Source organism: Patescibacteria group bacterium, assembly GCA_018819405.1.
Taxonomy (GTDB): domain Bacteria; phylum Patescibacteriota; class Patescibacteriia; order UBA1558; family GWA2-36-10; genus XYD1-37-29.
On sequence record JAHJQF010000001.1, the window covers coordinates 786,856 to 799,450 of the forward strand.

16 protein-coding genes are annotated in these 12,595 nt (G+C 34.8%); all 16 read right to left on the reverse strand.

Annotated elements, in window-relative coordinates; translation table 11 throughout:
- Positions 1 to 2: 2 nt before the first annotated feature.
- The gene (gene rpsD, locus KKH39_04050; protein ID MBU1203182.1) at positions 3 to 611 is read right to left on the reverse strand and encodes a 30S ribosomal protein S4; all 609 of its coding nucleotides are present in this window, start codon (positions 609 to 611) and stop codon (positions 3 to 5) included.
- 84 nt (positions 612 to 695) lie between these two features.
- A complete protein-coding gene (rpsK, locus tag KKH39_04055) occupies positions 696 to 1,082 on the reverse strand; it encodes a 30S ribosomal protein S11 (protein ID MBU1203183.1) in 387 nt (128 codons plus the stop codon).
- Positions 1,083 to 1,109: 27 nt separating this feature from the next.
- Complete coding sequence (rpsM, locus tag KKH39_04060; GenBank protein ID MBU1203184.1) at positions 1,110 to 1,499, reverse strand: 30S ribosomal protein S13; 390 nt, start codon at positions 1,497 to 1,499, stop codon at positions 1,110 to 1,112.
- A 9-nt stretch (positions 1,500 to 1,508) separates the two neighbouring features.
- A complete protein-coding gene (rpmJ, locus tag KKH39_04065; protein MBU1203185.1) occupies positions 1,509 to 1,622 on the reverse strand; it encodes a 50S ribosomal protein L36 in 114 nt (37 codons plus the stop codon).
- A 3-nt stretch (positions 1,623 to 1,625) separates the two neighbouring features.
- Positions 1,626 to 1,862, reverse strand: a complete 237-nt coding sequence (gene infA / locus KKH39_04070) for a translation initiation factor IF-1 (protein ID MBU1203186.1) — start codon at positions 1,860 to 1,862, stop codon at positions 1,626 to 1,628.
- A 292-nt stretch (positions 1,863 to 2,154) separates the two neighbouring features.
- Complete coding sequence (gene murB / locus KKH39_04075) at positions 2,155 to 3,075, reverse strand: UDP-N-acetylmuramate dehydrogenase (GenBank protein ID MBU1203187.1); 921 nt, start codon at positions 3,073 to 3,075, stop codon at positions 2,155 to 2,157.
- Between the two features lie 152 nt (positions 3,076 to 3,227).
- Positions 3,228 to 3,824 carry a Type 1 glutamine amidotransferase-like domain-containing protein gene (locus tag KKH39_04080; GenBank protein ID MBU1203188.1) on the reverse strand — a complete coding sequence of 199 codons (597 nt, stop codon included), beginning with the start codon at positions 3,822 to 3,824 and terminating at the stop codon, positions 3,228 to 3,230.
- Complete coding sequence (locus tag KKH39_04085; protein ID MBU1203189.1) at positions 3,821 to 4,609, reverse strand: lysophospholipase; 789 nt, start codon at positions 4,607 to 4,609, stop codon at positions 3,821 to 3,823. The genes KKH39_04080 and KKH39_04085 overlap by 4 nt, the downstream gene beginning before the upstream one ends.
- Positions 4,606 to 5,211, reverse strand: coding sequence for a hypothetical protein (locus KKH39_04090; GenBank protein MBU1203190.1), 606 nt, complete (start codon positions 5,209 to 5,211; stop codon positions 4,606 to 4,608). Before KKH39_04090 ends, KKH39_04085 begins: the two co-directional genes overlap by 4 nt.
- 5 nt (positions 5,212 to 5,216) lie before the next feature.
- Positions 5,217 to 6,572: a UDP-N-acetylmuramate--L-alanine ligase gene (murC, locus tag KKH39_04095; protein ID MBU1203191.1), complete on the reverse strand. Its 1,356-nt coding sequence runs from the start codon at positions 6,570 to 6,572 to the stop codon at positions 5,217 to 5,219.
- An 8-nt stretch (positions 6,573 to 6,580) separates the two neighbouring features.
- The gene (locus KKH39_04100; protein ID MBU1203192.1) at positions 6,581 to 7,492 is read right to left on the reverse strand and encodes a hydroxyacid dehydrogenase; all 912 of its coding nucleotides are present in this window, start codon (positions 7,490 to 7,492) and stop codon (positions 6,581 to 6,583) included.
- Position 7,493: 1 nt separating this feature from the next.
- Positions 7,494 to 8,516 carry a UDP-N-acetylglucosamine--N-acetylmuramyl-(pentapeptide) pyrophosphoryl-undecaprenol N-acetylglucosamine transferase gene (locus KKH39_04105; GenBank protein MBU1203193.1) on the reverse strand — a complete coding sequence of 341 codons (1,023 nt, stop codon included), beginning with the start codon at positions 8,514 to 8,516 and terminating at the stop codon, positions 7,494 to 7,496.
- An 88-nt stretch (positions 8,517 to 8,604) separates the two neighbouring features.
- The gene (gene ftsW, locus KKH39_04110; GenBank protein MBU1203194.1) at positions 8,605 to 9,759 is read right to left on the reverse strand and encodes a putative lipid II flippase FtsW; all 1,155 of its coding nucleotides are present in this window, start codon (positions 9,757 to 9,759) and stop codon (positions 8,605 to 8,607) included.
- Entirely contained in the window at positions 9,734 to 11,146 is a 1,413-nt protein-coding gene (gene murD / locus KKH39_04115; protein MBU1203195.1) for a UDP-N-acetylmuramoyl-L-alanine--D-glutamate ligase, read from the reverse strand. The genes ftsW and murD overlap by 26 nt, the downstream gene beginning before the upstream one ends.
- Positions 11,140 to 12,192 carry a phospho-N-acetylmuramoyl-pentapeptide-transferase gene (gene mraY / locus KKH39_04120; GenBank protein MBU1203196.1) on the reverse strand — a complete coding sequence of 351 codons (1,053 nt, stop codon included), beginning with the start codon at positions 12,190 to 12,192 and terminating at the stop codon, positions 11,140 to 11,142. The genes murD and mraY overlap by 7 nt, the downstream gene beginning before the upstream one ends.
- Positions 12,193 to 12,212: 20 nt before the next feature.
- A complete protein-coding gene (locus tag KKH39_04125) occupies positions 12,213 to 12,560 on the reverse strand; it encodes a hypothetical protein (protein ID MBU1203197.1) in 348 nt (115 codons plus the stop codon).
- Between the last annotated feature and the right edge of the window lie 35 nt (positions 12,561 to 12,595).

The following is a 12,595-nucleotide window of genomic DNA, read 5'->3' on the forward strand; positions in this document are numbered from 1 at the left end:
TATTAACGTGAATAAAAGTCTACTATTAATGGGGTATCAATATTTTGTGGCAAATCATCTTTGTTTGGCAAGCTATTTACAGTAATAGACACGGCTTTTCTGTCCAGTGCCAACCAAGCAGCTGGCTCAACATTATCTATCTTTTCAGCCAATGTTTTCCAATACCCTTTATTTAATTTATTATCTTTTACTTTGATTACTTGACCAACTTTGACACGAAATGACGGAATATCAGTCTTGTTGCCATCTACAGTAAAATGTCCATGATTGACAAGCTGTCTAGCCAATCTTCTGGTCTGAGCCAAACCAGCACGGTATACTACGTTGTCCAAGCGACTTTCCAAAAGCACTAGAAAGTTTTGTCCCAAATCACCCGACATTTTATGAGCATCATCAAAAGTCAGTTTAAATTGTTTTTCCAAAATACCATAAATGGCTTTGGCTTTTTGCTTTTCAATTAATTGACGTCCATATTCAGAAGTCTTGGCAAAGGTCTTTTTTTGACCATGCATGCCTGACGGATAATTTTTCCTTGGATCTTTCAAAGTATCGGCTACGTTTTCGCCAAATCTTCTACTTGCTTTGTGTCGGGGTTTTAGATTTCTTGCCATCTTAATTAATAGGTTAATAGCTTAATTGATTAATAGGATAATAGAGCAATTAATCAATTAGCCAATTATGCAATTATACAATTATTAAACTCTTCTTGTTTTCTTAGGTCTGCAACCATTATGTGGAATAGGAGTGACGTCTTTGATTGAACCAATAGTCAAACCATTGGCATGCAAAGCACGAATAGCAGCCTCACGACCAGCACCTACACCTTTGACAAAAACATCTACTTCTTGAAGTCCAAAATCTTTGGTTTTTTCAATAGCGTTTTTGACAATAATACCAGCGGCATAAGGAGTAGCTTTTTTAGGACCCTTAAAACCGTTCATACCGGCAGATGACCAGGCCAAAGTATTGCCCTGAGCATCAGCTAAAGTAATAATAGTATTATTATAAGTAGCCTGGATATGAGCCTGGCCTTTCTTAACACTCTTTTTAACTTTTTTCTTGGATTTTACTTTTGTTACCATATTATAAAAATAATCTATAATCTAAAATTAGGTCTTTTGAGCAGATGGCGCACGTCCACTACCCATGGTCAGACGTTTGTTGCCGCGTACTGTACGAGAATTAGTCTTGGTCCTCTGACCTTTGACTGGCAAACCTTTGGCGTGTCTGACGCCTCGATAAGCTTTTATTTCTTTTAATCTTTTTATATTTGCGGATTTTTCACGACGTAATTCACCTTCTACTCTCATAGATTCAATAAGCTTACGAAGTTTGTTGACTTCTTCGTCTTTCAAATCTTTAACGCGGGAATTTTTGTCTATACCAGCTTGTCTGATAATTTTTTGAGAAGAAGTAAGACCAACACCATAAATATAGGTAAGGGCTATTTCTACTCTTTTATCATTTGGTATGTTTACACCTGAAATTCTTACTGCCATAAAAATATATTAACCTTGTCTTTGTTTATGTTTAGGGTTCTTACAAATACAAACTACACGATTTTTCCTACGGGTAATCTTGCAGTCTTTACACATTTTTTTTACTGATGCTCTAACTTTCATATTTTATTTCCTATATGTTACTCTTCCCTTGGTCATATCATAAGGGCTCATCTCAATAGTTACTTTATCACCTGGCAAAATACGAATTTTGTACATCCGAAGCTTACCGGCTAGGTGAGCCAAAATCTCATGGCCATTATCTAAGACCACCTTGAAATTGGCATTGGGCAAAAGTTCAATAACCTCCCCATCCATTTCTAGAAACCCTTTTTTGTTTACTTTTGGCTCTTGTTCTGCCATTTATTTTATAAAAAAAGAAATTCATCTATGACTCTTAATAAGTCATTAGAATTTTCTTTAAAATCAGCAAAAATGCTTATTTATTGATATATAATTAACGCCCCTATATTATACAGATTTTTTTCAAAAAGTCAATGATTTATAGGTCAAAATCTATTTTTTGATATTTTTAGCTAATGTTAGCCTCTTTTAGAAATTTAATAACAACTAATCTAAACTAATATCTATAAACTGATGAACAACTATTTTGCTTCTAGATATAAAAAATTACTAAAATTAATTTCTAATAGGCTTAGATAATAAGTTGGACTTCTTCCATTAATTGAATGCCATACTTATCACGAACCTGTTGTTTGATAAAAGAAATAAGCATAATAACTTGCTCGGCTGTAGCTGAACCCAAATTAACAATATAATTACCGTGTATTTCTGAAATTTGAGCATCCCCTATCTTGTGCCCTTTTAAACCAGCTCTTTCTATCATGTAAGCGGCTGGTATTTTTTTGTACTGGCTAAATTTTTCAATATCTATATTTCTAGCTTTCAAGGCTTCTAAGTCTACATCTTCAAAACGGATATTTTTAAAAATACAACCAGCTGATGGCAAATTTGGTTGGGTATCTTGTCTATATTTTAATCTCTCAGCTACTAGTGCCCGTGCGGCCGCCACATCACCTTTTTTAAGATTAAGCTCAGCTTCTACTATAATATAAGGATTTTCTTTAAAAATACTATGCCTATAGGAAAAATTGGCTTGGTCTTTTTCCATTTCTTTGAGTTCAAAGTTTTGGTCTATATATTGTATTTTATTGACCACACTGTCCATAGCCAGGCCATAAGTGCCAGCATTACCACGGATTGCGCCGCCCACTGTGCCCGGTATACCGGCGGCAAACTCCAAACCTATCAAATTATTATCCAAGGCTTGATTGAGTAAATAGGCCAAGACTACCCCAGAACCAACTATAATTTTTTCTCCATCAAACTCCAACTTGTCCAAAGTCAGCTTAAGCACCAGACCTTTTAAGCCTTGATCAGAAATCAACATATTACTACCTCCACCCAAAACTTTGACCGGCTGATTATTTTCCTTTGCCCATTTGAGAGCTTCAGTCAAATCTTTTATAGTTTTTGCATTAACAAAAAATTCTGCCGGACCGCCAATTTTAAAAGTTGTATATTTTTTTAAGACTACGTTTTTTTCTAATTTCATAAAATAATATTTTTATATTTGTCATTCTGAACTTGTTTCAGAATCTCTAATTTATTAGCCTTCATCATCTGGAGATGCCGAAGTACCCGCCTGCCATGAATACCGTCAGGCATGTCGGGCAGAAATTCGGCATGACAAAAGCTTAATACTGATTATTTTTCTATCACTATAAATTCTCCTTCTTGCAAAGCATGGATGGGTAAATTTTTGTCACCATAGCTCTCAAGCTCCTGATACGCCTTGTCCCAGTCCACAGGCCCGCGAGGGTCATCTATACCATAATCTGATTTATAATGCGGTATAAACCTAATTGGCAAAATCCCCAAACCGTCCATACATTGTCGCCAATCGCAAGTCCAAAAATGTTTGACCAAGACATCAGCGCCAGCCGAAGAACCAGCTACTACTTTGCCGACAAATAAATTTTTTAGATCAAACTTTGACAACCAATATTTGACCAAAGTATCATCACCTCCGTGTATGATAATTGCCTGATTATTTGCAACTTGTTTTTCAAACTGATCTGGGGTCGCCATTTCAAAAGTTGCTTTTATGCCTTTTGGCATAAGCTGAGCCAATGATTCTGATTTTTCAGCAAAAGAAATTTCCCAGTCTTCTCTTTTTTGCGCCCAAAAGCATAATAAAATTTTTGGCTTGTTACCCAAATCTTTGACTATTTCTGCTAAATATTTTTTGTGCTTGTCCGGATTGTTTCTCAGGCCACCGGAATTGATAATATATTTGGTCATAATTTATTTTTTATCCACTTGTCAAAAATATGATAAATTTCTTCTAGATGCTTTGACTCTCTGAAAGTATGACTACTACCTTGGATAATATGCAATTCTTTGTCACTATTTATCTTATCATAGATAATTTTCTGATATTTGGGAATCATCAATGGATCTTCGCTGCCGACTATCATTAGTATTGGTATAGTCACTTTTGGTAATATTGGTAAAATGTCATATAAAACTATGTCATTTTTAAAATTATGCCAATTTAACTTCAAGCTGACTTCCGGCTGGTTGGGATCTTTAGAAATATAATTACCAATATGCCAACCTGTTTTTTCTACTTCGGCTACTTTGTCTGGCGGCAAAAATCTTTCCAAAACTTTTTGACCGTTGTAAGCTACAGCTAAGGGCGCTATGGCTTTTACTTTTTTTGTATAATTATCAAGATAGATCATAACACTGGCCGCTCCTGCGCTATGTCCCACCAGGACAAAAGGCTCCTCGTACCACAATTGTTTACTAGTCCAGTTAACTACATCTTCCAAATCCTGATAATAAGAAGTCTGCGTCGCCGTAGAAAAATCACCTTCGCTCTCCCCAATGCTGTCGGCGGCATCAAAGATAATAGTAGTATAATTATTTTCTATAAACGCTTTATTGATAATTTGGACATGAGATTGTTCTTTAAAACCTCCCAATCCATGACAAATGAAAACTAAGCCTTTTTGATTTTTGGCTATCTCTACAATGACTGATAATTTTTCTCCTTGACGATTTTTGATAAATAATTTTTTCATAAACCAAGTTTTTCTTTTATAATCTCAAACATTAATTTATGTCCATCTGCGTTGGGATGTAATCCGTCGTGTAATAATTTTTTATAATCTTTTTGTTTTAAAAATTCAGAATATATATCTATATAACTTAGATTATTTTGCTTACAAATATCTTTTATAATTTTATTATTATTCTCAATACGATTATTATTATAATTTCTATTAATGTGCCACGGTATTGGATTTGTTTTTGTTTCATCAACAGGCGTACAACTTAAAAATATTATTTTATTAGTAAAATATTTAGCCTGGGAAATCAATTCTTTAATATTATTTTTAAAATCCAGATTAGATACTCTAACTTTCTTTTCTTTATTTAAATATTGACTATCATTTATACCAATAGCAAAAACTATAATATCTGGATTCCTAACCTCTGCTTCTGCTTTAAATCTATCTAGGACTTCTCCTGATATGTCACCGGAAATACTCATATTATAAACACGATGATCTCTATCTTGTTTTCGCAAATATGTAGTCAATCTACTAACCCAGCCACCAAGTTCCATATCACCGGCTCCATAAGCTATACTATCTCCCCAGATGCAAATTTTTTTGCCCATAATAATTAATCAATTATTTCTCTAGCTAGATTATCAATATCCCCTGCTCCAATAAACAAAATCACACTGTCAGTAGGATTGATGGTTTTCAAAATATTTTTTATTTCTTTGAAATCACGGGCAAAATATTTTTTTGAGTTGAGCATTTTGTCAATTATATCCTGACCAGATACTTTATCTATTTTTTTATCCTCCCGGCCAGCCACATGATAGACCTCAGAAATTATCACCTGATCAGCTAGATAAAATGCCTTGGCAAACTGATCCAGAAGTGTCTTGGTTCGATTGTGATGATGAGGTTGAAAAACAGCAATTATTTTTTTGTCCGGATAAAAATCTTTGGCTCCGCGTAGCAAACCAACGATTGCATCAGGATGATGAGCATAATCTGATACCACAATATTTGATTTTATATTTCCAATTATTTCAAAACGCCGCCAAGTACCTTTGAAATCACTCAAACAATTCCAAATCTGATGTTTGTTTACATTCAGATAATCAGCCACTGCTGTAGCTGACAGGGCGTTGTAGACGTTGTAGAGTCCTGGCACTGACAATTCTAATTTTTCTAACTTATTAGTATCAAATATTTGTTTGCCATCCTCTATCTCCAAATTTTTGAAAAAGTAATCAGCTTTTTCTGATTTACCATAGGTCAAAGTCTGACCGCTATATTTTATATTTTGACTATTTTTGTCATCAATATTTTTGACTAGCAAGCCGTCAGGCGGCAACTTGGCCACAAATTTTTGAAAATGTTTTTTGATATCCGACAAATCTTTATAATAATCCAAATGATCTTCGGCAATATTGGTAATAACAATTATATTGGGATCAAGCTCTAGCATATGAGCTTGCCATTCGCAGGCTTCAACTACCAATATATCAGACTCTCCCAGCCTAAAATTACTACCCCACTGTGGCACTAAAGAGCCAACAATCACCGTTGGATCCAGACCGGCTTTTTCCAAACAAAGTCCCAACATAGCAGTAGTTGTGGTCTTTCCGTTGGTACCGGACACGGCAATAGTCTTATAATTTTTTGATAGCCAGCCCAAAAACTGAAAATAAGTCATAACAGGAATTTTGAGATTTTTAGCTTTGGCCAGTTCAGGATGATCGTCAGGCAAAGCTGAGGAATAGACAAATAAGTCAATGTCTTTTGGTACATTAATGGCCTTTTGCTTGAAAAAAATATTTACTCCCGCATTTTCCAAACGTTTGGTCACTTCTGATTTGACCAAATCTGAACCAAGAACTTGTTTTTTTTGTCCCAAAAAATAATAAGCCACTGCAGACAATCCAATGCCGCCAATGCCAGAAAGATATACCTTATTTATTTTTTGTAAATCTATGGTCATTTTTTTACTTAAGAATAAATTAAGTTTATTGGCTTATTATTCAAATATGCCTCAATATTATCAATCATGATTTTATTACCAAGCTTGTCAGTATAATCTGTATTATAGGCAATGTGGGGTGTAGCTAATATCTTTGGATGATTTAATAATTTTTGATAATATTCATCATCAGTAGCTCCGGCTGGCATAGTGCCTTCGTCTATAGCCGCTCTATATATTTTTCCATTGTCTAAGGCTTTAAACATTGACTTAGCATTATATACTGTATTATTACTTACAGATACAAAGAATATCCCTTTTTCCAAGGCATTAAAAAAATTTTCATCCAACAAATTGACAGAACTATCATTAGCGCTCAAACAATTCACAATTATTTCTTGTCCCTTAACTTTATCTATCAAATTATCCCCTCTTTTGAAAAAACTTACTTTCATTTTTAAAGCTTCACATATCTCTCCCACTCTTGTGCCAATATTACCTTTCCCTAAAATTAATATCTTTCTGTCAACCAAACTGCGTGTTGCTTGTGGAGCCTTATCTTTTGGTAAACTATTATTATCTACAAAAAATAAAAGATCTCTTAATAAATTAATAACCATACCAACAATCCATTCAGCTACAGCATCTTTATTACACCCTGGACTATTAGCAACTTTAATATTATTTTTTTCTAAAATTTCTTTATCCAAATAAGAATAGCCTACCATAGGAAGTGATATAAATACATTTTTTAAATCTTTATAACCGTCTTTTAATCCTGATATGCCACTACAAATAATATTAGCTCCTTTAACCCTTTCTAACCACTCATCAACTGAACTTGGCCTACTGTCATAAACAACGACATCGCCAAGAGATTTTAATCTTCCCATATCTTCAGAAGACAGACCTAAATCATGTGTAATAACTATTTTTTTCATATCATTTATCAACTATCTTATCAATTAGTATTATATAATCATTAACTGCGTTTTTTGGGAAGAGGCCTGACAAATTGCGACCCAAGCCAAGGCGCAACTCCTCTTTGGTCAAAATCTTGTCCAAATACCTATCCATAATCTGCGGATTGCCTTCGCGAACCATCAAAGAAGCATTACGCTTGGCCAAAAAGCTGGCATTTCTCTCCTGATGTGAATGCGGCATGGGGATGAGTATCAAAGCTTTTTTTAAGGACGCGGCTTCTGAAATAAGCGACATCCCAGCACGCGATATTATAATATCAGCTTGAGACAAAAGATTGACCATGCCCTGTTCTATGAATTTATAAGGAAGATAATTATCAAATTTTAATCTCTGATCCCAATTACTAGCGCCCAAGACATGATGCACTTCATAATACTCAAGCAGCTTGGGTACAAAAGGGGCTACAAACTTGTTTAGACCACGAGCACCAATTCCTCCGCCAGTAATCACTACTACAGGTTTTTGTCTGGTCTCTGTTTGATTTTCAATCGTCGGATTGCCAGTCACTACTACTTTGCTGTGCTTAAAATCTTTTTCCTGCTCTTTAAAAATCACACTAATTTTTTTGGCTACTGGCGCCATGAGTTTGTTGGCCAGACCAACAGTGATATCTTGCTGATGGACAATAACTGGCACTCTCAGCAACCAAGCAGCCCAAGCAACTGGCACGGCCACAAAACTACCAGCAGTAAGTATAATATCTGGACGAAACTTTATAATTATTTTTATACTCTGAAAAAATCCTAATTTTATTTTGAAAATATCTACAAAATTCTGCCAAGAAAAATAGCGTCTAAGCTTACCACTTTTAATGGCTACAAAATCAATATTATGTTTAGCAATTATTTTTCTTTCTGGCCCATTTTCAGTACAGACAAAAAGATAATCAGCCAAATATTTGTCGGCTACTGCCAAAAGCGGACTGACTGAACCCAGTGTACCACCACCTGCTAATATTATTTTTTTTCTTTTATTTTCCATTTCTATTGTCATTCTGAATTTGATTCAGAATCTATATATTTTACTAAGATCCTAAAATAAATTCAGGACGACGAATTGATTTATCAAATCATCTATTAGTATATTTAGAAATATTTGCCAAAATACCCATAGCCAATAAAGTAACCACTAAGTTGGTGCCACCTAGTGATATAAATGGCAGCGGCACTCCGGTAAGTGGCATCAGCTTGAGCATGCCAGAAATATTTATAAAAATCTGCAAAGATACCCATATAGTAATACCAATGGCAATTAACTTGGCAAAACTATCATCAGAATTTTTGGCAATCTGAAACCCGCGATACATCAATACAGCAAACAATATAATAAGAGCCAGAGTAAATATAAAACCAATTTCTTCGGAAATGACCGCAAAAATAGAATCATTGGCCGGCTGAGGTAAGTATGATTTTTGTCTAGATGCACCAAGTCCCAAGCCAAACCATCCACCAGAACCAATGGCGATCAAAGACTGCTTGATTTGCCAACCAATACCCTGAGGATCAAGGTCAGGATTTATCCAAGCACTAATTCTACTCATCCTATAAGGAGCAGCCTTGACCATGGCCACAAAAGCCAAACTAGCAACTGAAATAATTGTCAAAAAATGTTTCCAACTAGCACCAGCTACAAAATACATAGCCAGTGAAGTCAAAGCAATGATACTAAGCGTACCAATATCTGGCTGTTTGATAATCATCAGACTAATAATCAATAAAATAACCACAAAAGGTATAGTAGTAGAAAGATTTTTTATGTCTTTACCCTTTTTACTAAACCAGCCAGCCAAAAACATAATCATAAAAAGCTTGACCAACTCAGAAGGCTGAAAAACAAAACCACCCAATCGAATCCATGATTGAGCACTATACTCACCATCTAGGCTAGTAAAAAAAACCAAAATTAACAAAAGAAAAGAGCCAAATAACCCCAACCAGGCAATACCCAGATAGCGTTCATATTTTATCCTAATAGCTATATAAAAAAGAAATAACCCTGGCAGCAAACCATGTATAATCTGCTGTTTTACAAATTTATAAGTATCACCATATTTGTAAAAACCCAAAGTAGAAGAAGCTGATGATAAAAATATCATACCAAAAAATAAAAGTAATCCCACACAAACCAAAAGCACAAAATCAGGCTGGTGATCATGTCCACGATTGGAGAGAAATGGCTTTATCAGCCAATGTAAAAAATTATTTCTTCTTTTTTTTATCAGCATTTATCAGGCTATCAAATTGTCGAGCCCTATCAAATTCATTGACAAACATATTAAAACTGGCCGCAGCCGGAGAAAACAATAAAACATTATTGCAAACACTCTTGGTCATAGCCAGTTGATAAGCTTGTTTAAGACTTTTAATATTAAAGACGGCTCTTTTTTTATTAAAATTTATTTTTTTGAGTTCTTTGATAAGTTTTTGACTGCCGCTACCCTCTAGCAATAACAGAAAATTTACTTGTTTTTTTATTTTCTTGGCCAAATTTTTATAATCGAGATTTTTGTCTTCACCACCAGCTATTAGTATTACATTTTTATCCTTAAAAGAATCAATAGCCACTATAGTAGCGTCTGGTGTAGTAGAGGTAGAATCATTATAAACATCTAAATCATTTATGCTAGCCTTATATTCCAAACGATAATCAATCCCCCAAAAATTTCTAACTGCTTTGATAATATTTTCATTTTTGATACCCACAATCTTGGCCACTGTGATAGCGGCTAACACATTGGATAGATTATGCTGCCCTGGCAACTTGATATCAGAGACAGGCATTACAACTTGCCTTCCCTTTCCTTTGGAAAAACAAATATTGTCCTTATCAATATAAGCGCCCTTAACTTTCTTTTTGAGGGAATAAAAATATACTTTACCTGGACAATGTTTTCTAAAAGAATAACTGTGCGGATTGTCAGCATTTAATACTGCCTTATCGTCTTCTAGTTGAAAATTTACTATATTTTGTTTGGCTTTTTTATAGGCATAAAAATTACCATATCTATCAAGATGATCTACAAGTACATTTGTCACCACAGCAATATGTGGTGAGACTTTGTAATCACCCATCCTCTCCAAATGCCAACTGGAGAGCTCTACTACAGGCAAGGATTTTACTTTTAGCTTGCCCAAGACCTCAAACATTGGATTGGTGGCAATATTGCCGGTCACTACATTAGATTTTATTTCTGTCTTCAAAATCTTGTGTATCAGGCTGGCAGTAGTGGATTTACCACGAGTACCTGTCACACCAATTGATGAGCCTGGATAAAGACCAAAAAACATCACCGCTTCATTGACAATTGGAATATTATTTTTTCTGGCGGCCAAAAGATAAGGTGAATTAGTGGCCACGCCAGGATTTTGGACTATCAGATCTTGATCTTTAAAATCAACAAGATTGTGTCCACCTAATCTATATTTTATATTTAGAGAATTGGGAAATTTTTTAATTTTTTCTAAAGTAGGGCGTAGTTGACGGGCAGTTTTGATGTCAGTGATAGTTAGTATTGCCTTGTGTTTTAAAAGCCACTTAACCACAGCCAAAGCACCACCGTGAAGACCCAAACCCATTATTAATATTTTTTTATCTTTAAATCTTTTTACCATAAACTCAAATCAATAACCGCTAAGATAAGACCTAATACGGCAAAAACTCCAGCGATTACCCAAAAACGCATAACTACTTTTGTTTCTGGCCAACCTTTGGCTTCAAAATGATGATGAAGAGGGGCTGATAAAAATACTTTTTTCTTGCGGATTTTTTTTGATAATATTTGAATAATAACTGACAAGGATTCCAAAAGCAGCAAAAAACCGATAATTGGCAAGAGCAAAGGATATCCGGTCAACATAGCGACTATACCAAGTGCTATCCCCAAAGACATTGCACCAGTATCGCCCATAAAAAATCTAGCTGGATTTATATTGAACCACAGAAAAGAAAGTAAAGCTCCTGATATCACTCCGCAAAAAGCTGCCAAATTGTAATCACCTTGGATAAAAGCAATAGTGCCATAAGCAGCAAAAGCTGCCAAAACTATACCACCGGCCAAGCCATCTAAACCATCAGCTTCATTGACTGAAAAAGCTGTGGCAACAAGAATAAAAATAAAAAATGGAATAAACCACCAGCCCATTTCAAAAACTCCTAAAAAAGGTACTCTGACAACATCCCATTCCAATTTGTAATAAAACCACCAGGCACCAAACATAGCAATCAAAGTATAGATAAGCAGACGATGTTTGACGGTCAATCCTCCACCTTTACCTCCACCCTGACGAGTGACATTGAACCAATCGTCAACCAAACCCACTAGAGCAGAAGCCACCAAAGCACCCAAAGGCAGATATGTTTCTCGACGGGTCAAAAAATTGAATGAAGCCAAAATAGAATCTGGCCAAACTTGGGAAATAATAAAAAATACTCCTGCCAAAATCAGCACTGTCATCCAAATCAGCACTCCGCCCATAGTTGGCGTACCGGCCTTGGTCTGATGCATTTGTGAAAAAATTGGTGTAGCTCCATCTTGACGGATATTTTTGACAAGTTTAAATTTATACAAAAAATGAGTCCAAGCAGGAGTGAGCATCATCGCTAGAGCAAATGATATAGTAGTTAGTGTCAAAACTTTGATAATGTCTAAAGCGGGCATGATTTATTTTTATTTAAAAATTATAAAATATTATACAAATAAAAAAATAAAAAACTGTGGCAAATAAAAATGGTAAAAATCAAAAAATAACTCAGAATACGAAAACGGGTCCACAGAAAAACTGCTAAAAATATGTTGATAAGAGCCAAGACTAAAAAAATACCCGGGATAATATAAAGCCAATACCAGTAGCCCAAAATATCAATACCAGAATATACATTGTAGTGCAAAACAGATAGTTGATCTCTGGCCACTTTTCTAAATAAAAACAAACTCCAGTTGGCTAAAATAGACAAAATAGAGACATTTATCAGCCAAAAAGCTAGTTTGTCTTTATATAAGACCTTAGCCGTACGTAGTATTGCCATATAATATATTTATTTTACCACAAAATACTATAAAA

What these genes read in the sequence shown, in the direction of transcription:
- rpsM (MBU1203184.1), bottom strand. Translation starts at nt 1,499, where the DNA reads ATGGCAGTAAGAATTTCAGGTGTAAACATACCAAATGATAAAAGAGTA.
- infA (MBU1203186.1), bottom strand. Translation starts at nt 1,862, where the DNA reads ATGGCAGAACAAGAGCCAAAAGTAAACAAAAAAGGGTTTCTAGAAATG.
- KKH39_04125 (MBU1203197.1), bottom strand. Translation starts at nt 12,560, where the DNA reads ATGGCAATACTACGTACGGCTAAGGTCTTATATAAAGACAAACTAGCT.
- rpsK (MBU1203183.1), bottom strand. Translation starts at nt 1,082, where the DNA reads ATGGTAACAAAAGTAAAATCCAAGAAAAAAGTTAAAAAGAGTGTTAAG.
- ftsW (MBU1203194.1), bottom strand. Translation starts at nt 9,759, where the DNA reads ATGCTGATAAAAAAAAGAAGAAATAATTTTTTACATTGGCTGATAAAG.
- KKH39_04080 (MBU1203188.1), bottom strand. Translation starts at nt 3,824, where the DNA reads ATGACCAAATATATTATCAATTCCGGTGGCCTGAGAAACAATCCGGAC.
- murD (MBU1203195.1), bottom strand. Translation starts at nt 11,146, where the DNA reads ATGGTAAAAAGATTTAAAGATAAAAAAATATTAATAATGGGTTTGGGT.
- rpsD (MBU1203182.1), bottom strand. Translation starts at nt 611, where the DNA reads ATGGCAAGAAATCTAAAACCCCGACACAAAGCAAGTAGAAGATTTGGC.
- KKH39_04105 (MBU1203193.1), bottom strand. Translation starts at nt 8,516, where the DNA reads ATGGAAAATAAAAGAAAAAAAATAATATTAGCAGGTGGTGGTACACTG.
- murB (MBU1203187.1), bottom strand. Translation starts at nt 3,075, where the DNA reads ATGAAATTAGAAAAAAACGTAGTCTTAAAAAAATATACAACTTTTAAA.
- KKH39_04100 (MBU1203192.1), bottom strand. Translation starts at nt 7,492, where the DNA reads ATGAAAAAAATAGTTATTACACATGATTTAGGTCTGTCTTCTGAAGAT.
- KKH39_04085 (MBU1203189.1), bottom strand. Translation starts at nt 4,609, where the DNA reads ATGAAAAAATTATTTATCAAAAATCGTCAAGGAGAAAAATTATCAGTC.
- rpmJ (MBU1203185.1), bottom strand. Translation starts at nt 1,622, where the DNA reads ATGAAAGTTAGAGCATCAGTAAAAAAAATGTGTAAAGACTGCAAGATT.
- KKH39_04090 (MBU1203190.1), bottom strand. Translation starts at nt 5,211, where the DNA reads ATGGGCAAAAAAATTTGCATCTGGGGAGATAGTATAGCTTATGGAGCC.
- mraY (MBU1203196.1), bottom strand. Translation starts at nt 12,192, where the DNA reads ATGCCCGCTTTAGACATTATCAAAGTTTTGACACTAACTACTATATCA.
- murC (MBU1203191.1), bottom strand. Translation starts at nt 6,572, where the DNA reads ATGACCATAGATTTACAAAAAATAAATAAGGTATATCTTTCTGGCATT.